This is a genomic window from Roseovarius pacificus (assembly GCF_900142665.1).
Taxonomy (GTDB): domain Bacteria; phylum Pseudomonadota; class Alphaproteobacteria; order Rhodobacterales; family Rhodobacteraceae; genus Roseovarius; species Roseovarius pacificus.
This window is the reverse complement of record NZ_FRBR01000001.1, coordinates 752,132-777,040: the sequence shown is the minus strand read 5'-3', so window position 1 is coordinate 777,040 and position 24,909 is coordinate 752,132. Positions and strand designations below refer to the sequence as shown.

General features: G+C 64.8%; 18 protein-coding genes. 8 read left to right on the top strand and 10 right to left on the bottom strand.

The features are described 5' to 3' along the window. Positions 1-66 precede the first annotated feature (66 nt). The 5 genes from rpoN to BUB53_RS03725 form a co-directional block, all read right to left on the bottom strand. The gene (gene rpoN, locus BUB53_RS03745; RefSeq protein ID WP_073032843.1) at positions 67-1,449 is read right to left on the bottom strand and encodes an RNA polymerase factor sigma-54; all 1,383 of its coding nucleotides are present in this window, start codon (positions 1,447-1,449) and stop codon (positions 67-69) included. Between the two features lie 339 nt (positions 1,450-1,788). Then, entirely contained in the window at positions 1,789-2,550 is a 762-nt protein-coding gene (locus BUB53_RS03740) for an iron ABC transporter ATP-binding protein (protein WP_073032841.1), read from the bottom strand. Beyond that, complete coding sequence (locus BUB53_RS03735; RefSeq protein ID WP_073033712.1) at positions 2,547-3,491, bottom strand: iron chelate uptake ABC transporter family permease subunit; 945 nt, start codon at positions 3,489-3,491, stop codon at positions 2,547-2,549. Before BUB53_RS03735 ends, BUB53_RS03740 begins: the two co-directional genes overlap by 4 nt. After that, positions 3,484-4,428, bottom strand: coding sequence for an ABC transporter permease (locus BUB53_RS03730; RefSeq protein ID WP_073032838.1), 945 nt, complete (start codon positions 4,426-4,428; stop codon positions 3,484-3,486). The genes BUB53_RS03735 and BUB53_RS03730 overlap by 8 nt, the downstream gene beginning before the upstream one ends. 5 nt (positions 4,429-4,433) lie before the next feature. Beyond that, on the bottom strand, positions 4,434-5,342 hold the full coding sequence (locus tag BUB53_RS03725) for a siderophore ABC transporter substrate-binding protein (RefSeq protein ID WP_084728847.1): 909 nt from the start codon (positions 5,340-5,342) through the stop codon (positions 4,434-4,436). Positions 5,343-5,487: 145 nt separating this feature from the next. On the opposite strand from BUB53_RS03725, the gene BUB53_RS03720 reads away from it, so the two are divergent. After that, on the top strand, positions 5,488-5,775 hold the full coding sequence (locus tag BUB53_RS03720) for a DUF2218 domain-containing protein (protein WP_073032836.1): 288 nt from the start codon (positions 5,488-5,490) through the stop codon (positions 5,773-5,775). Positions 5,776-5,832: 57 nt separating this feature from the next. Here BUB53_RS03720 and BUB53_RS03715 read toward each other — a convergent pair whose 3' ends face one another. The 4 genes from BUB53_RS03715 to BUB53_RS03700 form a co-directional block, all read right to left on the bottom strand. Then, positions 5,833-7,776, bottom strand: a complete 1,944-nt coding sequence (locus BUB53_RS03715) for a TonB-dependent receptor (protein ID WP_073032834.1) — start codon at positions 7,774-7,776, stop codon at positions 5,833-5,835. A gap of 268 nt (positions 7,777-8,044) precedes the next feature. After that, positions 8,045-11,755 (bottom strand): hypothetical protein, encoded by a 3,711-nt coding sequence (locus BUB53_RS03710; RefSeq protein ID WP_073032832.1) that lies wholly within the window; start codon positions 11,753-11,755, stop codon positions 8,045-8,047. An 18-nt stretch (positions 11,756-11,773) separates the two neighbouring features. Then, positions 11,774-13,396 carry a hypothetical protein gene (locus BUB53_RS03705; RefSeq protein ID WP_159437758.1) on the bottom strand — a complete coding sequence of 541 codons (1,623 nt, stop codon included), beginning with the start codon at positions 13,394-13,396 and terminating at the stop codon, positions 11,774-11,776. After that, the gene (locus BUB53_RS03700; RefSeq protein ID WP_143163117.1) at positions 13,345-14,208 is read right to left on the bottom strand and encodes a hypothetical protein; all 864 of its coding nucleotides are present in this window, start codon (positions 14,206-14,208) and stop codon (positions 13,345-13,347) included. Before BUB53_RS03700 ends, BUB53_RS03705 begins: the two co-directional genes overlap by 52 nt. Positions 14,209-14,581: 373 nt before the next feature. On the opposite strand from BUB53_RS03700, the gene dctP reads away from it, so the two are divergent. The 3 genes from dctP to BUB53_RS03685 are packed head-to-tail and all read left to right on the top strand — an operon-like array spanning position 14,582 to position 17,488. Next, the gene (gene dctP / locus BUB53_RS03695; RefSeq protein WP_073032825.1) at positions 14,582-15,610 is read left to right on the top strand and encodes a TRAP transporter substrate-binding protein DctP; all 1,029 of its coding nucleotides are present in this window, start codon (positions 14,582-14,584) and stop codon (positions 15,608-15,610) included. 56 nt (positions 15,611-15,666) lie between these two features. Next, the gene (locus BUB53_RS03690) at positions 15,667-16,185 is read left to right on the top strand and encodes a TRAP transporter small permease subunit (RefSeq protein WP_073032823.1); all 519 of its coding nucleotides are present in this window, start codon (positions 15,667-15,669) and stop codon (positions 16,183-16,185) included. Next, positions 16,178-17,488 carry a TRAP transporter large permease gene (locus tag BUB53_RS03685; protein WP_073032821.1) on the top strand — a complete coding sequence of 437 codons (1,311 nt, stop codon included), beginning with the start codon at positions 16,178-16,180 and terminating at the stop codon, positions 17,486-17,488. Before BUB53_RS03690 ends, BUB53_RS03685 begins: the two co-directional genes overlap by 8 nt. Positions 17,489-17,538: 50 nt before the next feature. Here the strand turns inward: BUB53_RS03685 and BUB53_RS03680 are convergent, their stop codons facing one another. Further along, on the bottom strand, positions 17,539-18,309 hold the full coding sequence (locus tag BUB53_RS03680) for an IclR family transcriptional regulator (protein ID WP_073032819.1): 771 nt from the start codon (positions 18,307-18,309) through the stop codon (positions 17,539-17,541). 178 nt (positions 18,310-18,487) lie between these two features. On the opposite strand from BUB53_RS03680, the gene BUB53_RS03675 reads away from it, so the two are divergent. The 4 genes from BUB53_RS03675 to BUB53_RS03660 are packed head-to-tail and all read left to right on the top strand — an operon-like array spanning position 18,488 to position 24,889. Then, positions 18,488-20,521 (top strand): hydantoinase/oxoprolinase family protein, encoded by a 2,034-nt coding sequence (locus BUB53_RS03675; protein ID WP_073032817.1) that lies wholly within the window; start codon positions 18,488-18,490, stop codon positions 20,519-20,521. Between the two features lie 23 nt (positions 20,522-20,544). After that, a complete protein-coding gene (locus BUB53_RS03670) occupies positions 20,545-22,245 on the top strand; it encodes a hydantoinase B/oxoprolinase family protein (protein ID WP_073032815.1) in 1,701 nt (566 codons plus the stop codon). Then, the gene (locus BUB53_RS03665) at positions 22,242-23,582 is read left to right on the top strand and encodes an aspartate aminotransferase family protein (RefSeq protein WP_084728842.1); all 1,341 of its coding nucleotides are present in this window, start codon (positions 22,242-22,244) and stop codon (positions 23,580-23,582) included. Before BUB53_RS03670 ends, BUB53_RS03665 begins: the two co-directional genes overlap by 4 nt. Further along, complete coding sequence (locus BUB53_RS03660) at positions 23,579-24,889, top strand: aspartate aminotransferase family protein (protein ID WP_073032813.1); 1,311 nt, start codon at positions 23,579-23,581, stop codon at positions 24,887-24,889. Before BUB53_RS03665 ends, BUB53_RS03660 begins: the two co-directional genes overlap by 4 nt. The last annotated feature ends 20 nt before the right edge of the window (positions 24,890-24,909 follow it).

Below are 24,909 nucleotides of genomic sequence, written 5' to 3'. Positions count from 1 at the left end.
GTTCGGGATCGCCCGGCACGGATTGCAACCCTCGAAAGCCGGAACGGCATGGCGGTGATCCGGTCGTCAGGCAATGGAAACGCTCTGTGTTCTCTTGATCCTTTTGCGCACCGCTGAAGATGGAATGCGCATCATCTTGCGGTACTTGGTAACGGTGCGGCGGGCGATGTTGATGCCGTTGCGCGATAGTTCCTCTACGATACCGTCATCGGAAAGGACTGCCCCGGCGATTTCCGCTTCGATCAGGCCCTTGATCTTGTTGCGGACGGCCTCGCCCGAAACTTGCGTGCGGGTCTGGGACACCGGAACCGCCTCGGAGAAAAAGAACTTCAGCGAGGTGAGGCCGCGCGGACTCAGGATATACTTGTTGGCTATGGCGCGGGACACCGTGGACTGATGCAGGCCAACCGCCTCTGCAATATCCCTGAGCGACAGGGGTTTCAGGTGGTCCGCACCGTGGACGAAGAAATCGCGCTGCTGGACGACGATTTCACTGGCCACCTGCAATATGGTCTGGGCGCGCCTGTCCAGGTTCTTGGTCAGCCAGGTTGCGCTCTTCATGCAGTCGGCAATGAATTTTCTGTCGCTGCGTGTCTGTGAATGGCGGCGTATCAGGGCATAATAGTCCCGGTCGATCAGTGCTTTGGGCAAGAGATCGGTATTCAACTCAACCTTGAAGTCGTCTGCGGTGTCGTAGCGAACGATGATATCGGGCATGGCCAGCGGTGTGGGGCTTGTATCGAATTGACGCCCCGGTGCGGGGTTCAACCGCTTCAAATGCTCGATTATTTCGATGACGCCCCGCCGGTCGCAGCCGCATTTCCGGGCGAGTTTGTCGACCTCGTAATTGGCCAGAAGTGGAAGGTTTTCCAGAAAACAACTTATTTTTGGGGTCAGTTCCCCGCGTTCGGTCAGTTGCAGGCGCAGACATTCCGCCAGATCGCGCGCGCCGACGCCGCACGGTGAAAACTCCTGTATTTTGCCGAGAACCTGAAGGATGCGTGGTTCGCTTGTTTTCAGGGTGTCGGCGATTTCGATTGCGGATCGCCGAAAGTATCCGTCCGGTTCGATGGACTCGATGATTTCGAAGGCGATGGTCCTGTCGTGTTTTTTATGGAACGTGATCGCCGCCTGCTGATGCAGGTGTTCTCGCAGGCTGACATGGTGGGCATGAGTATCGGCGATGCTGGGGATATCCGTTGCCGATATGTTGTCCCCAGACGTGGATGGGCGCGCCGATGTATCGACGGGCCGCCATTTTTCGTCGGAAGACCGGGAATGCGCATCGGGAAACTGCACGTCCAGCAACGGATTGCTTTCCGCCTCGTCACGCAGGAGTTCGTTGAGTTCCTGGCTGCCGAGTTGCAATATCTTGACCGACTGAATTGCCTGCGCGGTGATTTTCAAAGACTGAGACTGGCTCAGTTCCTGAGTCGCTTGCAGGTGCATTCTTTCTCCCCCCAGATCTGCCTGCGCCGCTCTCCGTCCCTCCTCGTCCGGATAGCGGGCTTGTGTAAAATTGGAATAGCAAGAATCGTGCCAAAAATACAGTTTCCATGAATTTTGTCAGTTTTTAAGTCGGGGAGAAGCCCTGCATAGCCCTCTCGTTTCGGGATTGTCTGTCTTGCAGTCAGTTTTCGCGGGAATTGTTCTGTTTTGGGGCGCCGCAAGCTTCGAAGTCTATTTCGTTAGTCTGCCTGAGGAAGCGTCAGGCGCAGAGAAAACGCTGGTGACAGGTCCGTTTGAATTAGCTGAGCGCCAAGTGGGCCCCTGGCCGGATCGGCCCGCTCATCGTGCAATCACGACGGGCCGCTGTTTGTGGTCGATGACATCGAACGCCATTCCAAACACCGCGTGCAGGGTCGCGGGGGTCATGATGTCGTTGCAGGGGCCACTGGCACCGATTTCCCCATCCTTGAGGGCGATCACGCGATCGGCCCAGCCGGCGGCGGCGTTGATGTCGTGGATCACCACGACGACGCTGCGTTGTTCGGGGGCGGGGCGTGTCAGATCGTGAAGGCGTTCCATCAGGTCGCGGGCATATTTCGGATCGAGCGCGTTGAGCGGCTCGTCCAGCAACAGCCATGGCGCGGACTGCGCCCATGTCATGGCAACCAGCGCGCGTTGACGTTGCCCGCCCGAGAGGGTCTCCAGTGACCGGTCGGCCAGCGGGGTCAGGTCGAAGGTGGCGAGGGCCTCTTCGGTCAGGCGCGCATCCTCGGGGCCGGGGCGGCCTCCGTGATGGGGCCAGCGCCCGAAGGCGACCAGTTCGCGAACCCGCAGGCGTGTGGCAATACGCGGCGTCTGCTGCAACAGTGCGACGGCGCGGGCACGGTCCCGGTGCGGGGCATCAAACGGGTCGAGGCCGTCGATGCGCACTTGTCCGCCCGACGGCGTCAACAGGCCCGCGATGCAGTGCAGGAGGCTGGATTTGCCCGCCCCGTTCGGCCCGATGATGGCCGTGATCCCGCCCTGCGGGATGGTCAGGCTGATGTCGCGCAGGATCTGCGCCTGACCGGCGGAATACGACAGGTTGGACACCTCGATCATAGGGTTCTCCGTCTGAAGATCAGGGCGATGAACAGCAGCCCGCCGAAAAATTCGACAATTACCGACAGGGTGGATTGCTGACCCAGAAGGCGCTCGAACACGAATTGCCCCGCAACGAGGATCAGCGCGCCGGTCAGGGCGGCGGCGGGGATCAGCCATGCGTGGCGATGTGTGGGCACCAGTTCGCGCGCAAGGCTGGCGGCAAGAAGCCCCAGGAATGTCAGTGGACCGACCAGCGCGGTTGAGATCGCCACCAGCGCCGCCACCAGTGCGAGCGCCTGCATGATCAGCCGGTCGTAATCCAGCCCGAGGCCGCGCGCAACGGGGCGCCCAAGCGCCGCCACGTCAAGCCGGGGCGCCATGCGGGCACAGAGAAACAGGGCGATGGCCAGCGCCGTCCCGGTGATGGCCAGTTGCGCGGGACTGACCGCGCTGAAACTGGCAAAGCTGGCCTGTTGCACGACGGAAAATTCCGCCGGGTCCAGCAGGCGTTGGAGCAATTCGGCCAGCCCGCGCAGCATGATCCCCAGAATGACGCCGGTCAGGAGAATACGGATAACGTCAGCGCCGCCATTGCGAAACAAAAGGCGAAAGACGATCACGGCGACCAGTATCATCAGGCCGGCTTCGGCCAGAAACCCCGCCGCCGCGGGGATCGCGGCATAGCCGACACCGCCCAGCAGGAACACCAGCAGGGTTTGCAGAAACACGTAGAGCGCATCGAACCCGACCAGCCCCGGTGTCAGAAGCTGGTTCGCGGCGACCGTCTGAAACAGGATTGTCGCCGCGCCGGTGGCCGCGCCGACCATGATCAGCGTGGCCAGCTTGGTGCCCCTGAGCGTCAGGATGAACCCGGTGGGCCCTTTGAGTTGCCACAGCAGGAAGCCCGCCGAGAGCGCCAGCATCGCCAGCGCCAGCCATGTCACCCGCCGTTTAATCATGGGCGCGCGCCGGGGCGGCATTGAGCAGCCACAGGAAGATGCCCGCCCCGGCCACGGCAAAGATCGTTCCGGCCGGAATTTCATAGGGATAGCGGATGAGGCGCCCCAGAATGTCGGCAGCCAGCACCGCGCCCGCCCCGAAGGCCGCGATGACCGGCAGGTTGGCGCGCAGGTTGTCGCCGCGCCAGCGCGACACGATGTTCGAGGCGACCAGCCCCACAAAGGGCAGGGTGCCCACGGTCACCACCACCAGCGCGATGATCGTTGCGACGATGCCCAGCCCGAGCGCGCGGGTCTGGCCATAGTTCAGGCCGAGACTGCGGGCCTGTGTCTCTCCAAGGCCCAGAAGAGTGATGCGGTCGGCAACCAGATAGAGCAACACCGCCAGCGCGGCGATCCCCCAGAGCAGTTCATAGCGCCCCTGCACCACGCCTGAAAACTCGCTCAGGCGCCATGTGCCCAGGTATTGCATCAGGTCGGTGACCCATGCCAGCCACAGCCCGACAGCCATCAGGATGCCGCCATAGATCATGCCGACGATGGGCAACAGCATCGGATCGTGCCGGGGCAGGGCGCGCGCAAGGCCAAGGAATCCGGCCATGCCCGCCAGTGCCGCCAGCGCGCCGCTGCACATCTTGATCCAGATCGGAGCACCCGGCCAGGCCAGTGTGATCGCCAGCAATCCCAGCATGGCGGATTCCGGGGTGCCGATCAGGCTGGGTTCGACAAGACGGTTTTGCACCGATTGCTGTACCACCACCCCCGCCAGCGCCAGCCCCATGCCCGCCAGCAGCGCTGCGGCGGTGCGGGGAAAACGGCTGGTCGCGATCAGGAAACCGGCGTCGAGATCCCCGGCAAACAGCGAGGCGGCACCGATGCACAGGCTGGCCGTCACGAGGGCGGCCAGCACGAGCGCAATGATCAGCGGCAGCCGCACCGGGCTTAGCCCCCGGAGGCCCGGAAGGCGGCGATCAGTTCATCCAGCGTGTGCATCATCGACTGCATGCCGCCGCCAGCGATATAGATCGGCCCGGCATCGAGATGAACGATCTGCCCGCTTTGCGCGGCGGTGGTGCCCTGAACCAGCGGATTGTCCAGCGTCGCCGCCGCGGCCTGACCTGCCGCGCCGATAGCCGCGCCGCGGTCGATCACCAGTATCCAGTCGGGGTTGAGATCGGCGACGAATTCAAACGACACCGCCTCGCCATGCGTTTCCGAAGACACGCCGGGATAGGCTTCGGGCAGGCCGGTGGCGCTGTGCAACCAGCCAAAGCGGCTGTCGTCGCCATAGGCGGAAATCTTGCCACCGTTGGTCAGCAGGATCAGGGCGTTGCCCTTGCCCGCGACGACGTCGCGCGCTTCGGCCAGCCGGGCCGTGAACGCCGCGTTGAGTGCGGCGGCCTGGTCCTGACGGTCGAATATGGCGCCGTAGGCGGTGGTGCGGGCCATGGCTTGCGCGGCCATGTCACCGCCCCAGATGGTCATGTCGATGGTTGGAGCGATCCGTGCCAGCGTGTCCACCTGCTCTGAACTGCGCCCCCCGGCGATGATGAGGTCGGGCGCCATGGTGGCCAGTGTTTCGTAATCGGGTTCGAACAGGGTACCGACCTGTTCGGCTTCGGCGGCCACATCGTCGAGATACGGCAGGTAGAGCGGCGCGGGCACCCCTGCGATCGCTACGCCGAGTGCTTCGAGCGTGTCGATCGCGGGCACATCGAACACGGCGATAGTCTGGGGGGCGGCTGGCACCTCAACATCGCCACGGGCGGTGTCCACGGTCAGGGTTTGGGCCAGTGCGCCGGAGACGCAGCAAAAGGTAAACGCGGCAGCCATCGCGAACAGATCACGCATCGGATCATCCTTCGGTCGAGGTGAGTGGGCGCGGGGCTGGCGTGGGCTGGCGGCGCGGTGTTCCGGTTGCAATATGCCCTTGCAACGGGCGACTGCAAGGGCTTAATTGACCTAAAATAGTCAGGAATTGGATGTGACCGGAAAAATGTACTCTGAAGTCGGGATTTTCGCGACCGAAAACGCCAGTAAATACCTGCAACAACTGTGCAAGCATTTCGCCCACAAGGTGGAGGTGCGCTATGACGCGCAAAGTGGCGAAGCCGCGCTGCCGCCGGGGCCTGTGCGGCTGAGAGCGACCGCAAGCGAACTACGGGTCGAGATCTGCGCACCGGACGAGGCAGGGCTGAAAGCTGCCCGGCATATCGTCGACGTTCATCTTGAACGGTTTGCGTTTCGCGAGGCGTTCAAGGGGATGGGCTGGCAGGCCCTGTAAATACGACAGGGCGCGCCGATGTCGCGGCGCGCCCAGATTGTTTTCCGTGTTCGCCGGTCAGAAGTTCAGCCTGGCCGTCAGCGCAAAGGTGCGCCCCGGTTCGTTCAGGGCAACGACGCGCGAGGGGATGTCGATCCCGTCCGAGCTGCGCGCCGCATAGGTTTCATCGAACAGGTTATACACGTCCAGCCGCAATTCCAGCCCGTCGAGGGTGGCCGGTTTGTAACTGGTATAGAGGTTGACTGTCTCATAGGCGGGCAGGGACGGCGTGATATCGTCGTTTTCCAGAACGATCTGCGCGTTGCCGCCGACACGCCATTCCTGCGTGATGTCATAGCCCGCTTCCAGCCCGATGATATGGCCCGCCGGGCGCCCGAGGTAATAGGCGGTCGATCCGATGGCGGTATCGTCGAGTTCCACATCGGCATAGGTGTAGTTCATACGAACGAACCCTTGTGCGCCGCGGTAGGAAACAGACCCGTCAAAGCCTTGCGAAACCAGATCGCTTGTCGCGCCGCGATTGCCGGCGGTGGGCAGGACGGCGTTGACGTCGTTCACCTCGGTATAGAACAGCGCGCCGCTGACCTCCCAGGGGCCACTGGCATAGCGCAGACCGGCGCGTGCGGAGTTCGCGCGTGACGACGTGAAGCCCGCATAGGTCCAGGCGGTGGGGTCGATCAGGGCCGCTTCGCCCAGTTCGTACCCGCCCCAGCTGGTTGCGGCGCCGGCGTTGAAGGTCCAGTTGTCCGACAGGATGATATCGACCGCACCGTTGGCGCTCATGCCGTTATCCTTAAACACCATGCCATTGGCCGCCCTGAACCGCTGCGTGTCGAAACGCGCGCCGTAGGATACCGATACGCGGTCGCTCAGATCCTGCCGGGCTTGCACGAACAGGCCGTAATTCCTGAGTTTTTCCTTGCCTGTCAGAGAACCGGGAACACGGCTGTGGCCTTTGGCCTCTTCATCGAAGAAATCCAACCCGGCTGTGATCGTTCCGTTCCCGGTGGCCCATTCGTTCTTGACGGTGCCGCTGAGGCTGGTGTTGAGGCCCCACACGCCAGAAGCGTCGATTTCCTGTTCGTTATAAGACAGTTGCACCGTCGGATCGAGCCAGCCTTCGGGTGTTTCATCGGTATAGGTCAGCGTGTAGGAGTTCCGTTTCGACAGGGCCTCGACAAAGGAAGAGTTGCGCCCGACCACCGCGGCGAAATCCGGCCGCGTGTACAGCAGGCCGCCCGGTCCGGTCTGTGCCGAGCGGGTGCCGGTGTCTTCGGTTTGCGAGGCCGAGAATTCCAGCCGCCCGCCGCTCTGGCCGGTATAGGCCAGTTTCAGCATGTAATCGGTGAGGTCGGCTTCGGTGCCGGGGACGGTGCGCCCTGCGCCGTCATCGTAATCGTCGCCCTTGTGACGGGTGCCGCTGAGCAGCCATTCGAAACCGCCCTGGCGGCCGAACAATGTCAGCGTGCCGCGCGCGCCATAACCGTTGGTGCCGCCCGTCACGCTGGAGAAGCCGCCGAAGCTGTCGCCGTCGTCCAGAAGGTCGCCGACATCCTTTGTTTCATAGGCGATCTGGCCTGCCAGTGCGCCGGGGCCGGCGTCGGCGGGGGCGATGCCTTCGCTGACTTCGACCCGTTTCAGCAATGCGGGGTCCAAGAGCACGTTGCCGGTGTGGTGAAACGCCGACTTGTTCTGGCGCGCGCCGTCTATGGTGACCGAGAGCAGGCTTTCCTCGATCCCGTTCACATAGACCTTTTGCGCGATGGAGGCGCCGCCGCTGGCGGTGATGGAGGACTCACCGGCGAACACGTCCTTGGTGGTGGACGGGTTCCTGTTCTCGAGGTCTTCGGCGTCGATTTCTTCATTGCCCAGAAGGGCTTGGGCCTCGTCGGTGTCGATCCGGATGGTCCCGAGATCGAAGGCCGTGCCGTCCTGGGCGTGAACTGTGCCCGCCCAGCCGCAGGCGGACAGGAGCAGCAGCCCCTTGGTGATCCGTGTCATGTGTGTCCCTCAGCGTAATAGTATGAAATTGGCTGGAGCGCACGGGATGACACGGCGTCTGGCTGTTCCGGGCGCGTTATCTTAGTGTTTTTGTCAGGTCAAGCTGCGCCAGAGGATTCCGGGGATTCCGTGGCGCGGTGTGGCGGGAAAAGCGGGCACGGAAATTGTACGAAACGTACGAAGTGTACGCGGGTTTTGTACGAAACCGGGGGCCTGCCGGAACACTTGCGTCCAACATGGACGCAAGTGCCCGAGTCAGGCGGCGCATTCAGAGGTCGATATCGGCGGCTTCGCTGGCCAACTCCCCGGCGGTTTTGGGCGTGCCGTCGTCACCACCCCAGTCAAGCCCGGACAAGACCGCCGGGTCGATCACCCAGGTGCTGAGGCTGAGTTTGTCGGCGTGGGTCGAGATTTCTGCAATCACGATCGGCTGGCACAGGCCGAAATCCGGGCCGGCCTCGGTCAGCGATCCGAATTGCGGCCAGGTCAGGGCATTGGCGAGATCGAGGAAACGGCGGTCTTCGTCGTTGTCGATCCTGAAGGCGTCCCGCATCTGGCGACCGGCGGTTTCGTTCATCTGCGGCAGGCAGTACGGCATGGAAATGGCCGGGTGGTAGCCCCAGACATAGCGATTGAGTTGGCGGCCACCCCGGCGGTCCGCTTCGGCAAAGCGGGGTTCGCCGTATTTCTTGATGAGCGCCCCGGCCAGCCCGTCGGAGGTCACCGCGGCGGGATCGTACAGCTTGATCCGTCCCAGCCCGAGACGCGGTGTTCCGGTCCGGCTGTCGGACAGCGACAGGATCGCCTCGTGTTCGGGCAGGTCGATCAGCATCGTTGCATCGGTGATCGCCTCGGTGGCGGGCAGGGTGCCCAATCCGGGAACGGGTTTGGGGGAGATCTGGCGGGCAAAGCTCTGGGCATAGTCGCGTTGCCCCGCGCCGTTGGCGATCAGCGCGATTTCCATGTCTTCCGCCGATGTCTCCAGCCTCATGCCCTTGATGTCGCTCACCTGCGGGGCCGGAACGCGGAGGTTTTCGACCTGCGCGACCGACAGGCGGACGGGCTTGCCGGTGGGGTCGGGCATATGGCGCTGCGGCAGGGCGTCCTGTCCGTAGAATATGCTGTCGGTCACGTCGAGCTCGATGCGGAAGGTGCCCGCATGGCGCGGCCCGGGTCCTGCCGGTGTGCCGGGCACGAAGGCGATATCGGCGAGGCGGGCCAGATGGCGGGTTTCAACCACCTGACGGCGCTCGTTCGCGATCAGGATCGGGTGGTTCAGAACGATGACGGCATCGGTCGTCTGGCTGGCGGCGGGATCGAAACCGTCAGTCACGGCATCCAAGCGCTCTTGCCCGACGCAGGCCGAAACGCTGGGATGGCGGGCCGTGCGATAGAGCTGATAGATGGGCCGCCCGCCGATCTGCGTCAGGCGGGTGTCGGCCAGCACCGGTTTGCGTTCGGGGATTTTCTGCGCGGTCTTTTCGAGCATGCCGAGCGTATTTCCGACAGATTGCGCCAACGCGGCGTAATCGAGCCCTTCGAGCATCGCCTTGACGCCGGGCGAGAACCCGTTGACCTGCGAGGGATGGGCATAGCTCAGTGCCGCGCAGCCCGCCGAAATCGGGTTGGTCGCCACCCGCAGCATGACACGCTCGGGCAGGGCCGCGACGCGGGCCGTCTGCCAGGCCTGGAAGGCGGGCAGCATCGCGGCGCGCTCAATCCGGTTCAGGCGCTGCGGAATGGGATCGAAAAACCGCCCCCAGGACAGGTCGGCGTCGTTTTGCGTGCGCAATTCGCGGTGCAGCCGATCCAGAAACATCCGGTCGAGCGTCGCCTCGTCCAGCGAGTCGCCCGTTTCGCGGACCTGTAGCAGATCGAGAAAATCGTGATCCAGCATCACGATTTCGGGCCGGTCCGGCAAGTCCGCGCTTTGCGGTGCCTCGGGTTGGGCGGTGCCGGGCTCTTCCTTCAGGATGACGCGCAGGAGGGGCAGGCCGGTTTCGTCCTTCTGGTGCGAAAACAGGGCGATTTCCCTGAGACGAACGAAAACGGTGGTCCGCCCGCCCTTGATGGCGGTGGCCACGGGGGTGAAAAGCGCACGGTACTGCACGGTGCCGCCGATTGCCTGCATGGCGCTGTCCTGCGTGTCGCTCAGCGGCAGATTGGTCAGGATCGAGGAATCGGCCAGTTCGACCTGCGGCGCGTCGAGGCCGCTTTCGTTGCTCCGGTAGGTCCAGCGAAAGCCGTTCGCGCTCCAGCCCGTGCCCTGTTTGACGAATGTCATCGTGCCGGTCAGGACGGGCGGGTCGGGCATGGCCAGGGCATGGGCGGCGGCGAGCGGGTCATCGGCCTGTCCGCGCCGGTTCATCGCCTGCGCGAAGGCGGCCCGATCTTCGGCCACCTGCATGGCGGCGGCGATCAGATCCTCGCCCCGCGCGCCCGGATCACCGGACAGTTCGCCCCAGAGGGCCAGTTCGTCGCGATCCGCAATCGGCTGTTCCGCTCCGCGATAGTTTTGCGGATCGAGATCCAGCAGCTTGTTGGTCTGCAACGAGTCGTGATCGGGGTGGTTCGACCCGGCATGGAGGCTGAGGGCGCTCAGATCGAACCCCGGCGTAATGCGCGGCAGGCCGATGGGGCCGTCCGGGGCAAAGACGGTTTCGCGGGCGCGAAGGCCCAGTTCGGCATAGAGGGTCAGGAATTTCCGCCCCGGCCCGTCGATCATGGCCATCCGGTCGAGGATCTGGGTGGCTTCGTTCTGGCCGATCCTGAAGAAATCGGGCAGCCCGCTGACGACCGGGTAATGCGTTCCCAGAAGCCAGCCACCGGCGCGGAAGGTCACGGCAAAACCGCCCTTGTCGAAATCGTAATCCGACATGGGAACGGTCACCGTCGAGGTGACGGCAATCGGGTCTTGCGGCAGGACCGCGGCGATCTGCGGCAGCAGCGCGCGGAGTGTCCGGTCTTCCAGGTCGCGCTGTTCGATGTCGTTGATATGCAGGGCGAAACGATCCCGGCCCGGAGTCAGCTTGTCGGGGGGGATCAGCCTGTCTTGCAGGGCGCGCGGGGCCATTTGCAGATAGGCCTGCCAGAACAGATCGGGGCTGAGGCGGCGGGAGAGGATATCTTCGATGGGCAGGGCGGTCAGGGCGCGCCATTGCATCAGCTGGTTGAGCGCGCTGGCCCCGCCCTGCCGTTCGTCCAGGTAGCGCCCGTCGCGCGAGCGCAGGCGCAGCGCCTGTTCGACATTGGCCAGTGTCACGCTGTCGGCGTCGGTCTCCGGTGCCGGGAGGGTCCAGATCAGGTTGCCCGGCACCAACTCGCGGTTCACGGCCGTGATCTCGTGCACTGCCAGGGCGTCGACACTCCCGGCGGCGCTGGTGACGCGGCTTTGCACGGTGGGATTGATGCGGGTGACCGTGATCTGCGCGACGATCATCACGCCCTGACGGGAGCGCGCAAGGCCCTCCAGCCGGTCCTGCACGGCGGCGGGCGGGCGCAGCGCGGTCAGGTCGAACGGCTGAATCGGATAGATTTCGACGCCCGGCGATTGCAGTGGCGCCTGAACCCTGAGCGCGTCGAGCGTGCCGGACACGATTTTGGGCTTCTTGCCGCTGCCGGCCCTGAGCCGCACCGAGCCGTCGTCGTTCATCTGGATCGCGGCGGGCAGGGCGACCTCGATCTTCAGCGGGAGGGCGGGGGGCTGTTGCAACTGCTGCCTGATCCAGGTCTCGGCGGCGTCGAGGTTCTGCTGTTGTTCGGCGGCGGGGCGTTGCCCGAAGGTTTTGGACGAGCCGGGATCGACATAGGTCATCAGGGCAAAACGCCGGGGGTCGTTTTCATCGGCCAGCGAGGGGGTGGCGCGGATGGCCTCGAGGAACAGGGTGCGGGCGATTTCGGTCTTGTCGGCCATCTGGGCCTGGGCGGCGGTGCCGAGGGCGATCAGGATCACCAAGACTGTCCGAAAGATCATCGTCATGTTCCTTTTCCGTCGTGTCTATGGGCGGCAGGTGTCCCCGAGCGGTCCGCCTTGCAGGGTCGTGGGGCCGGGCAGGTCCATGGGTGCGCCGTCGATCCGAAAGCCGATGCTGGCCCCGGCGGCCAGTTGCCCGAAACCAGTGCCGGGGAAAAATCCGTAGGCCATCCCGTCGGCCTCGCCCTGTTCGGTGGCGGCCTGTCCGCCGATCAGGAAGCCGGAGACGCTCGCCCCCGGTGCGATGGTCAGCACCAGTTCGCGGCTTTCGGTGCAGCCCAGTGTGAGGGTGCGGCCCTGTGCCAGCGCGATGGACGTGGCGGGATATCCCGTTACCGGCCATTGCGCGATCGGGGCCCATTCGCCGGGTGGGGCCGGGTTGGCGGTGCCGGTGGGGCGCGCGGGCACGGGCGGTGCGGCGGTGGGCGGCGGGGCGAGTCCCTGAAGGGCGGCGCGACGTTCGGCATCGAGCCGCGTCAGGCGGTCTGCGCAGGGGCTTGCATGATCGGCCCAGCCGGTGAGCGGCGGTGCGGCCTCGTCATAGCTTTTGTTGCCGGTATTGGGATTGTAGCGGTCCGGCACCGCGCGCCAGAACTGCATCACCATCGCCCGGCGCCCCTGAGAGGCGGGCGTCGCGTGCAGGACGCAGGTGGCGACGATATCCGGCGGCGTCCCGTCATAGGGCGCTTCGAGCGGCATGCCGCCGGGGATCATGGGAACGGTTTTCGCGCCGCTTGCCAGCAAGGCCCCGGAGGCGCCCTGAAGATCGACGCTCCAGACGCTGTACTCTATGCCGGTCACGAAATTCGCATCGAAGCCCAGCCCCTGCGACGGGCCGTAGAACCCCGAAAGCCCCTGTTGGATGCTGCTGTTGTCGCTGAAGACGAACAGGCGGCCCATCTCGTTGTCGACCTGGCGGGGCAACTCGCCCTGTGGCCCGGCCTGCGGGCGCAGTTCGGGGGGCACGGCATATCCTGCCGTCATCACGGCCTCGACGATGCGGGCGAAGTCCACCACGCTTGCGCTGCCGTTCCGGGCCGCGTCGATGACGCCGATCAGGCCCTTTTCGCCGTGGACGACCGGCGCGCCGGTGCTGAGGCCGGAGAGGGCGGGGGTGCGGATCGTGATGCCGCGCCCGGTTTTTCCCGACACCTCTGCCGGGTCCAGTGGGATTTCCCAGCCGCCAAAGGCGTTCTGGGTCAGGATCTGGACCTGTCGTCCATCGCGTGCGGCATCGAAGGTGCCGACCGTGGGCATCGCCGTGATCCGCAGCTCCGAGAATTTGGCCATCATCTCGTCATTCGGGATCGTCACGGCCACGAGGCCCAGCCCCGGCAGCCCGGCAAGCGGAGCGCCGTCCGCCGCTCTGGTCGGGTGGCAGGCGCCCCGCGCCCAGATACGGAGGCAGGCACCGGGCATGCCCGCGGCCTCGGCAGAGGTCAGGTACAGCAAGTGTTCGGGCGTGCCGCCGACGCTGGTCGCGGTGGCCAGCGCCGTGCCGTCCGGGCCTTCGACCATCGCGCCGAAAAGATCGAGTTCGGTTTGCGCCGCTGCCCCCTGAGCCAGCGACAGGGTCAGGAGACAGGCGAGCCACCTCATTGCGCGGGCTCCAGCCTTGTGCCGGTCCAGCGCCAGTCGATCACGCATTCCAGCGCACCGTCGGGGCAGGAGGGCCTGAGCGCCAGCGTGCGCAGCGCGGATTTGCCGAAGGCGCGGTTCACGATTTGCGGCTGCAAGCCCAGCAATTGCTGGCTGCTCTGGGTCTGGGTGAGGAACACCTCGACCGAGCACATATTGATGCCGCAGCGCCCGGCGCCGCGCCCCCTGGACCTGTCGGCGCAGGTCACGCCTGCCCAGTCGAGCACGATATCGGGTTTGTCGTCGCCATCCAGAAGGCCCGTCAGTTCGGCCCCGTCGGCGATGTCGAACGCGCCGCCACAGGCCTCGGCGATCAGCGCGCCGGTCAGGACGATACGACCGGTCCCGCCGCCGGTTGGCGGGGAGGAGGCCTGATCGGCCACGGGCATGCATCCCGCCAGCGCCGCATCAATCGCCCTCGACGAACCCTTGAGCGACATGCGCGCCTTGCCCTGACCGGGCGGCCGGATATCCGCCACCCGCCCCTTTTTCAGGGCATCGACAAGCGCCGCCGGGGGGATGCCCGTCCAGAGGCCATCGGGCGGTGAATGTTCGCCGGTTATCGGGAAATCCCGGCCCTCGACGGTGACGGTGAAACTGTCCTGACGGTTCTGGCCGGGTGTCGCCGGATAGCCGCTGGTGTAGATCAGCGGTGCCCCGTTGGCGCATGTCAGCGACAGCGCCTTGACGCCATCCACCGAAACGCCAATGGCGGTCGGGGTTTGGGAGATCCAGTTTCCGTTCGGCGCGAGGGTCCAGTCAGCCTGAGCGGGCTGTGTGCCAATAAATATGCCGAGAAAGAGCAAAAATAAAAACCGCATGAGCGACATACCGTCAAAAAGATATCCTATACCTTAGCAGGGGAGTAAGAGAACTCAACTCCATTGGCGAAAGTCGCGGCGGGGGGCTGTCGGTATCGGACCGATGCGCACAAAAATGTATCCCGATACGAACAGGACCAAGGTTTTCATACCAGACAGGTGCCAGTCCAGCCGGGGCATGCCGGTTCGTTTCGCGGGCGGTGTTTCGGGGTTCGGCGATGAGTTCTTCATCATTCTGGCGCCGGAATCGGTTTTTGTCTGGTTTTCTGGTGCGAGGCGGGCTTGACCGGAAAACAATTCTTTGCAAAAGTTCCATTAAGTAAAATTAAATCTCGATAATCGAGACATTAAACCAGCAGAGAGGAGATATCCCATGTTAAAATCCCTGAAACTGATGCTCGGATCGGCGGCGCTGCTTGGCAGTTCGCTTTTGCCCGGCGCCGTATCGGCGCAGGATTTCCAGTGGCGCATCCAGAGTAACCTGAACGCCGGTGAACCCGGCTATGTCGCGCTGGAAGAGAAGTTCGCCGGCCTGGCGTCGGAAATGTCCGGGGGCCGTATCGCGTTTGAAATCTATCCGGTCGGATCGTTGTTTCCGATGAAGGACGGGCTGGAAGCGGTGTCTGCCGGGGTGACGGAAATGGCCGTGCTGACCGGGGGCTATTACGCCGGTAAGATGGGCCCGATCGCCAGCCTCGAAAGCGGTGTGCCCGGTTCGCTGCGCACGCCGGTCGAACGGTTCAATTTCTTTTACAAGCGCGGCTTCCTCGATCTGGCGCGCGAGGCCTATGGCGCGCAGGGGGTCTATTATCTCGGGCCGCAACTCAGCCCGCCCTGGGACATCATGTCGACCAGGCCGATCACCTCGCAAGCCGATTTCGACGGGCTCAAGATCCGCTCGTTCGGGCTTGAGGCCGACTGGTACGAAAAGATGGGCGCAAGCCCGGTCTTCCTTGGGGGTGGTGAAATCTATACGGCGCTGGCCACCGGCGTGGTCGATGCCGCGCGCTGGGCAAGCCCTGCGGGGAACATGAACAACTCGTTCCACGAGGTCGCCAAGTATTATGTGCAACCCTCGCCGATGCCGGTGCCCAACAACTTTTTTGCCGTCAATCAGGCGGCCTGGGACGGTTTGCCGGACGATATCAAGGCTATCCTGAACGAGGCCGCTGTCGCGTCGTCGCTGGATTACATCATGCGCAGCATGAACGACGATGCGCGCGCGATGCAGGACATGCAGGCCGCCGGTGTCGAGATCAGCACGATCCCCGATGCCGAATGGGTGGCGATGGAGGCCGAGGCGCGCAGTCTCTGGCAGGCCTATGCCGAGCATGACGACCTGGCCAGGCGCGGTGTCGAGATGCTGAACGCGTTTCTGGCCGATCTGGGCCGCACGGAGTAAGCTGGCTATGGCCTCTGCCCGGTACCGGGCGGGGGCCGTTTATGACCGGAGGGACCATGCTCGACAATACAATCTCAGTACTGGAACGGTTCATCACGGGGCTGGGCCGGGTGGTGGCGCTGTTCGTTCTGGCGATCATCGCCGTGATGGTCTTTGAAATGGTGTCGCGCGGCGTGTTCGGGCGATCTGCCGCCTGGGCGGGCGATGTCAGTGCCTGGCTGCTGGTGGCGTTCATCTTTCTGGGCGGGCCCTGGGCGCTGTCGCGGGGCAATTTCGTGCGTGTCGATGCCCTGCACGAGCATTTCCCGCCCATGGTCAAGGCGATCATCGACAGCACCGTTTCCACGCTGCTTTTCGCCGTGTTCGCGGCGGCGCTGATCAAGCTGGGCGGGGAGTTCGCGCTCAAGTCCTTTGCGATGGGCGAACGCTCGGCCACCGGAAGCTGGAACGGCCCTGTCTGGCTGGCCAAGGGGATGATGCCGCTGGGCGCGGCGTTGTTATGCGTGGCCTGGGTGCTGCACCTGTTGCGGTTGTGGCGCGATGCGTTGCACCCCGGAGAGGCTTCCGATGCCTGATCCCGTTCTGACCACGACGCTGCTGTTCGCCGGCATGGGGCTTTTCCTGGCCCTCGGGGTGCCTATCGCCATTGCGCTGGGCGGGTTGTCCATCGGCATGATCTACCTGTTCTGGAGCCCGATGGCCCTGAACATGGTGCCGATCAAGGCCTTTTCAACGGCGTCGAGCTTTGAATACCTGGCGATCCCGTTGTTCATCTTCATGGCCGCGATGCTGCAACGGGCGCGGGTGGCCGACGATCTTTATGATACGATGCAGAAATTCTTTGGCGGGTTGCGCGGCGGGCTTGCCGTGGGCACGATCGTGATCTGCACGCTGTTTGCCGCCATGGCCGGGATCAGCGGTGCGGCGACCATTTCGATGGGGATGATCGCCATCCCCTCGATGCTGTCGCGCGGCTATGGCAAGGATATCACGCTGGGCGCCATCGCCGCGGGCGGGTCGCTGGGCATTCTCATTCCGCCGTCGGTGACGATGATCGTTTACGGGATCGTCGCCAATACCTCGATCGGCAAGCTCTATGCCGGGGGGCTGATGCCGGGGCTGGTGATCGCGGCGCTGTTTTGCGCCTATCTGATCCTGCGCGGCTGGTTGCAGCCCGAAATCAGCGGCGGGCAGGACATGCAACGCTACAGCTGGCGCGAGAAGGTCGCCAGCCTGCGCGGGCTGGTGCTGCCGCTGTCGCTGATCGTTGCGGTGATGGGCTCGATCCTGAGCGGTATCGCCAGCGTTTCCGAGGCCAGCGCCGTCGGCGCGGGCGGGGCGATCCTGTGTGCGGTGATCCTGCGGCGTTGCACCTGGACGATGCTGCGCGAGGCCGCCGAGGACACGCTGCACCTGAGCTGCATGATCTTCTGGATCATCATCGGCGCGACGGCGATGTCCACCTTTTACACCGCGATGGGCGCCTCGCGCCTGATCGAGGGGCTGGTTCTGGGGCTGGAGATCAATCGCTGGATCGTCCTGATCGCGATGCTGAGCATCCTGTTCGTGATGGGGATGTTGCTGGATACGGTGGGGATCATCATGATCACCGTGCCGATTTTCGTGCCCATCGTCGTGGCGCTGGGCTTCGATCCGGTGTGGTTCGGCATTCTGTTCATCGTCATGATGGAGATCGGATTCCTGACCCCGCCCTTCGGGTACAACCTGTTCTATCTGCGCGGTGTCGCGCCGCCGAGTATCCGCATGACCGATATCTATCGCTCGGTCATACCGTTCATCCTGCTGATGCTGGCGGCGGTCGGATTGTGCATGGCTGCGCCGGGAATCGTGCTGTGGCTGCCGGAGCAGTTGTTCTGATGTGACGGCAGGGGGCGGGCCGGTGTGGCCGGTGTGGCCTGCGATGCGGCTCAGGCCGGCTTGAGCGTGGCGAGCATCGCGGCAAGGGTGTCGGCGGCCTGTTTCATCGGCGCGATCCAGTGGTCATGGTCGTGCTGTCCCAGCCGCGTCACCGGGCCGGTGACGCCGACGGCGTGGATGACGCCGATGGCCTCGATATGCACCGGGCAGGCATAGGCGCGGACGTTTTCGTCGATTTCGCGGTCGCAGATCGCGAAGTCTGTCTCGCGGACCTGCGCGAACTCGGCCTTCACGGCCTCCACGTCGGTCTTGGTCAGGGGGGTCAGGGCGTCCAGCGGGGGCGTCAGGAAGCGTGCGACGGTGGCCTCGTCCTGAAACGCCAGGATCGCCTTGGCCGAGGCCGCGGCATGCGCCGGCAGTACTTCGCCGGGCAGAACGTGCAGCCGGTGCCCCTGATCGGGGGCGGAGCGGGCAATAGAACGGATGCTGTCATGCTCCATGCGCACGACATAGGCGGTTTCGCCCAGTTCGGCGGCCAGCCGGTCGACCGTCATCTGGGCAAAGGCGACTTCCTTTTCGGGTTCGACGCACAGCTGGAGGATGCGGCGCATATAGGGGCCGATGCGGAATTTCTTGTACCAGGTTTCGTCGCTGACCAGCACATCCAGTTCCTGAAGTGCCTTCACCAGCCGGTGTGCCGAGGGTTTCGGCAGGTTGGCGATCTGGCTGATCTCGGCAAGCGTCAGCCCGTCCCGCGAGGCGGCAACGATCTCGATGATCTGGAAGTACCGTTCGATCGGACGGGGATTTTTCGCACTCAACAGGGGGGACTCCTTCGGGCCTTCGGCATTGCTGCCTTTATGGATTGGATTGCCCGGCGGACACAAGTCATCCCCGGGATGAAACCCCGCTTGACAATTCGGGGCACAGGTTTTCTAATTATCAATAATCGAGAAATAGTTCCGATAAACGAAACTTTAACTTTGGGGATGTGATGTCATGACGATCAGCGTGGGCGTGGACGTTGGAGGAACCTTTACCGACTTTCTGATGCTGGATTCCGCGTCAGGCGCATTCGCCACCGCCAAGGTGCCGACCACGGTCGACGACCGGGCCAAGGGGTTTCTTCAGGGGCTGGCCGAGCTGGGCGTATCGCCCGCCGAGGTGGGCTGGCTGGTGCATGGCACCACCGCGGGCACCAATGCCGTGCTGGAACGCAACGGCGCGCGTTGCGGTCTGATCACCACGCAGGGATTCGGGGATGTTCTGGAACTGGGGCGCCGCACGCGGCCGCATGCCTATGGGCTGTCGGGCAATTTCGAACCGCTGATTGAGCGCCGTTTCCGCCGCGAGGTGCCCGAGCGCGTCGATGCGCAGGGCCGTGTCGTCACCGAACTGGACGAGGCCGCGCTGCGCGCCGCTGTCGGGGAACTGATCGCCGACGGGGTCGAATCGCTGGCGATCCATTTCCTGCATTCCTACGTCAACCCGGATCACGAGCGCCGCGCCGTCGCCATTGCGCGCGACCTCTGGTCCAATCCGCATGTCATCGCCGGGCACGAGATCATCCGCGAGGTGCGCGAATTCGAGCGTGGCAGCACCGCCGCGATCCATGCCAGCATCGCCCCGATCGTCAGCCAGTACATCACCCGTGTGGCGGACCGCCTGCGCGATGGCGGTTTTGCCAATGAATTGCTGATCATGCAGGCCAATGGCGGCATGATGTCCTCGCGTCTGATCGGGGATCATGCGGCGCATACCGTGATGTCAGGCCCGGCCGGGGGCGTTCTGGCCGCCGCGCAGATCGCGCGCGCCTCGGGGTTCGACAAGATCATCACCGGCGACATGGGCGGCACCAGTTTCGACGTGGCGCTGGTGGTCGGCGGGGAGCCTGTGATCACCGCCGAAAAGGATCTGGCCTATAGCGTGCCGATCCGCATTCCGATGATCGACATGCACACGGTCGGGGCCGGTGGCGGCAGTCTGGCGCGGATCGACAAGGCCGGGATGCTGCGTATCGGGCCGCAAAGCGCGGGGTCGTTCCCGGGGCCGATCGGGTTTGACCGGGGTGGCGACAAGGTGACCATCACGGACGCGAATTTCCTGCTTGGGCGGCTGAATCCGCAGGCGATCACCGGTTCGGACAAGCCCGCGCCGCTGGAGCGGATCAGGGCCGCGATGCGGGCCGATATCGGCGATCCTCTGGGGCTGGATGCGGATCGGGCGGCGTCGGCCATCGTCGATGTGGCCGTGGCCGACATGGCCGGGGCGATCCGGCTGATCTCGATCGAAAAGGGCCACGATCCGCGCGACTTTGCGCTGATGCCCTTTGGCGGGGCGGGGCCGCTGCATGCGGTGGCCATCGCCCGCGAACTGGGCCTGCCGCGCGTATTGGTGCCGCGTTTTCCGGGGCTGACCTCGGCTCTGGGCTGCGTCATGGCGGATGTGCGCCACGACTTCGTGCAGACCGTCAACCAGCCGCTGCGCGACATAGATTGTGCCGGGATCGACGCGATCATGGCCGATCAGCGCGAGCGTGGCCGTGCGCTTTTGCAGGATGAAAAGGTGGAGGTCACCAGCATCGAATTGCAGCACGAGGCCGACCTTCTGTTCAAGGGGCAGTCGCATGTGCTACGTATCCCGCTGAGCGGTGAGACGTTTTCCCCCGATGCCGCGCTCGAGGCGTTCAAGCGCGCCTTCAAGACCCGGTTCGATCTGGAACTGCCCGAGATGATCCCGGTGCTGGTGAACATGCGCACCACGATTATCGGGCGGCGCGAAAAGACCGATCTGGCGATCTTCAGGCCGGCGTCCGGCACGCTGGAAGACGCCCGGACGGGCAGCCGTCAGGTGTATTTCAACGGTGTCTGGCACGACACGCAGGTCTATGCGCGCGATGCGCTGCCTGCGGGGGGCAGGATCGTCGGCCCCGCCATCGTCGAGCAGGCCGATTCCACACTGGTGCTTGATCCGGGCACCGTTTCGCAGGTGGACGACATCGGCAACATCATCGTCGAAATCGACGCCGTTTGATCACATATTTCAGGACAATCGCCATGCAAAACACTGCCAATACACTGTCTTCCGATCCTTCCGCCGGCATTGATCCCGTCACCTTGACCGTGATCGAAAAAGGGCTGCAACAGGTTTGCTCCGAGATGGATCTGGTGCACGAGAAAACCTCGTTCTCGCCGGTCATCTCGGAAGCGTTCGACCGCTCGAACGGGCTTTACGGGCTCGGTGACGGGCGGATGATCGCACAGGGCGAGATGGGGTTGCCGATCTTTCTGGGGGTGATGCAGGAAACGACGCGCTGCGTGATCGAGGCGCGCGACGATCTGGAAGACGGCGACGTGATCCTGGTGAACGATCCCTATCTGGGCGGGACGCACCTGATGGATGTCAAGATGGTGCGCCCGTTCTATTACAAGGGGCGGCTGTGGTGTTACCTGGCCAATACCGGCCACTGGCCCGACACCGGCGGCATGGTGCCCGGCGGGTTCAACAGCACCGCCACCGAGATTCACCAGGAGGGCCTGCGCATCCCGCCGGTCAAGCTGGTCCGGCGGGGTGAGATGCAACAGGACATCGTGCAGATGGTCCTGTCCAATATCCGGGTCGCAGAGGAACGCATCGGCGATATCCGCGCGCAGATCGCGGCGCTCAACAGCGGGGCGCGCCGGTTGGCCGCGTTGCTGGACCGCTACGGTGCGGACGTGGTCGAAGCTGCGATTGCCGAGCTCGAAACCCGCTCGGCGCGGCTGATGCGCAACCATATCGAGACGATCCCCGACGGCTGCTATGCCAGCACGGCCTATCTGGACAGCGACGGCGTGGTGAACGAACCGCTGGAGATCAATCTGGAGGTCACTGTCGAGGGGCAGCATATCTCGTTTGATTTCTCGAAATCCAGCCCGCCCTGTCAGGGGCCGCTCAACTCGGTCTGGGCCTCGACCCTGTCGGCGGTCTATGTCGGCCTCAAGCACATCTTTCCCGACGTGCCGATGAATGCGGGCTGTTTCGAGCCGATCACCGTCGAAAAGCCCAGGGGCACCTTCCTTTACGCCGAATATCCGCGCCCGGTGGCGGGCTGTGCGGCGGAGGTGTCGCAACGGGTGATGGAGGCGGTGTTCCTGGCGCTGTCGCAGGCGATCCCCGACCGGCTGTTCGCCGCGCCCGCAGGCACCAGCGGCAATCTCAGCCTCGGCGGCACCGATCCCGAAACCGGTGAAGGATACATCATGTATTACTTCTCGGGCGGCGGCTATGGCGGCTGGTGGGACGGCGACGGGCTCAATAACGGCTGTTCGACCATCGGCATTTCCAAAAGCCAGCCGGTCGAAATTCTTGAGCAGCGATATCCGATCCTGTTCGACAGTTACCGGCTGCGCACCGGCTCGGGCGGGGCGGGGCGGCATCGCGGCGGCATGGGGGTCAGCTATCGCCTGAGGTTGCTGCGCGGACAGGGCAAGGCGTCGTTCCTGATGGAGCATGGGCGTTATGGCCCGCCCGGTATCCTTGGCGGAGAGGCCGGAGACCCCAATCGCATCCGGATTGGTCAGGGCGACAGGGTGATCGAACCCGAGCATCGCTCAAAGGGGGAGGATTTCGTGCTGTGCCCCGGCGACTGGATCGAAGTCAACACGCCGGGCGGCGGCGGGTATGGCCCTGCGGCCGACCGTGCCGACGAGGCCGTCGCGCGTGACCGCCTGCAAGGCTATCTCGATCCGCACGATCCTCACGGGGCGAAACCATGACCGGCAGCGCGATCCTGCACCGCCAGACAGGCACGACGCTGCCCCGGCTGGGCAATGCGCGCGGCCTGTGGGTCACCGATTCCGAGGGCCGGGAATATCTCGATGCGGTGTCGGGTGGTGCGGCGGTTTCGGCAATCGGGCATGGCGATCCGACCGTGCGCGAGGCGATCCTGGCGCAGCTCGACAGGGTGGCTTATGCGCATTCGTCCTTCTTTACGTCGGACCCGGCTGAGGACCTGGCCGAAACCCTTGTCGCCTCGGCGCCCGACGGGATCGCGAAGGTCGCCTTCTGTTCGGGCGGCTCCGAAGCGGTGGAAGGGGCGCTGAAACTGGCGCGGCAATACTGGGTCGAGCGCGGCCAGCCGCAGAAAAGCCGGATCATCGCGCGCCGGCAAAGCTATCACGGGGCGACCCTGGGGGCGTTGTCGGTGGGGGGGAACCCGGCGCGGCGCGCACTTTATGCGCCCTTGCTGTTCGACGCCGAGTTCATTGCGCCTTGCTATGCCTATCGCGATCAGCGCCCCGGCGAGAGCGAGGCCGACTACGGGCTGCGCGCCGCGCGCGACCTGGAGGACACCATCCTGCGGCTCGGGGCGGAAAACGTCGCCGCCTTCATCGCCGAGCCGGTGGTCGGCGCGACGCTGGGATGCGCGCCCGCCGTTCCGGGATACCTGCGTGAAATCCGCCGGATTTGCGATGCGCATGACGTGCTGCTCATTCTGGACGAGATCATGTGCGGGGCAGGGCGCACCGGGCATGGTCATGCCTGCCTCGAAGACGGGGTCGCGCCGGACCTGATGACCATGGCCAAGGGGCTGGGCGGGGGATACCTGCCCATCGGCGCGGTGCTGATCGGCGGGCAAATCGCTGATGCCATCGCCGCAGGCAGCGGCAGGCTGGGCCACGGGCTGACCTATATGGGGCATCCGGTGGCCTGTGCCGGGGCGCTGGCGGTGCAGCGGGTGATCGCCGGGGAAGGGCTGGTCGAACGTGCGGCGCTGCGTGGTGCGGCCCTGCGCGCGCGGCTGGAGGCGCGGTTCGGGCAGCATCCGCATGTGGGCGATATCCGGGGGCGCGGGTTGTTTCTGGGGCTGGAACTGGTGCAGGACCGAGAAACAAAGACCCCCTTCGATCCGGCCCGCAGTCTGCACGCCGTGGTCAAGCGCACGGCGATGACGCGCGGGCTGATGATCTACCCGTCCGGCGGAACCGTGGACGGCGCGCAGGGGGATCACATCCTGCTGGCCCCGGCCCTGACCGTGTCGGAGGCCGAACTGGACGAGATCGTTGCACGCCTCGCGCTGGCCCTGGACGACGCATTGGAGGAGATCGCATGACCGACACCGCTGAGGACCGTCTGAGCGAATTGCGCGCGGCCTATGCCGCCCGCCGTCCCGAAAGCCACCGTCATCACGAGCGCGCCCGCGCGGTGATGCCCGGCGGCAATACCCGCAGCGTGCTGCATCTGTCGCCGTTTCCCTTCGTCATCGCCGGGGGCAAGGCCGATACCCTGACGGATATCGACGGGATCAGCTATATCGACTGCGCGGGCGAATTTTCCGCCGGGCTGTATGGCCACGACACCCCCGAAATCACCGCGGCGCTGCATGAGGCGCTGGCGGGCGGGCTGGTTCTGAGCGGGCCGAACCGGTACGAGGTGCCGTTCGCCGAACTGATCTGCGCGCGTTTCGCCTCGGTCGAGCGGGTCCGGTTTTGCAACTCGGGCACCGAGGCCAACCTGTTCGCGATCCAGACCGCGCGCAATGCGACGGGCCGGGACCGGATCATGGTGTTCGAAGGGGCGTATCACGGCGGTGTGCTGACCTTCGGGCAGGGCCCGTCGCCGATGGCGGCTCCGTTCGATTGGGTCATGGCCCGGTTCAACGAGATCGACGCCACCCGCGCCGCGATCCGCGATCATGCCGGGGAACTGGCCGCGATCCTTGTCGAGCCGATGATCGGCGCGGCGGGCAATATCCCGGGCCGCGCCGCGTTTCTGGATATGCTGCGTCAGGAGGCCAGCCGCGCCGGGGCGATCCTGATATTCGACGAGGTCAAGACATCGCGTCTTGGCGCGGGCGGATTGCAGGGGGAGTACGGCGTCACCCCGGACATGACGACGCTCGGGAAATATCTGGGCGGCGGGTTGCCGTTTGGGGCCTTCGGCGGGCGCGCGGAGGTGATGGAGCGCTTTGACCCCGCGCGCCCCGGCGCGCTGGCCCATGCGGGCACCTTCAACAACAACGTGATGTCGATGGCCGGGGGGCTTGCCGGGCTGCGCGATGTGTTCACGCCCGCCCGCGCCGCGCAGTTCCTACAGGAGTGCGAGGCCTTCCGGCACGGGCTGAATGCGGGGTTTGCGCGCGAAGGTCTGGAGGTTCGCGCCAGCGGCATGGGGTCGATTCTGAGCCTGCATCTGGGGGCGGAGAGCCCCGAAACGCTGGCGCAGACCGATCCGCGCAGCGTGATCCTGCGGCGGTTGGTGCATCTCAACGCGCTGGAGCGCGGTCTGGCCCTGACACCGCGCGGCGACATTTACCTGTCGTTGCCGATGGAGGTCCCGCGCCGTGAGCGGATCGCCGAAATCCTGACCGATGCGGTGCGCGATGAACTGCCTTTCGTGCCTGGCCGGGAGTGCCGGTAAGGCCCGCGTGCAACCTGATG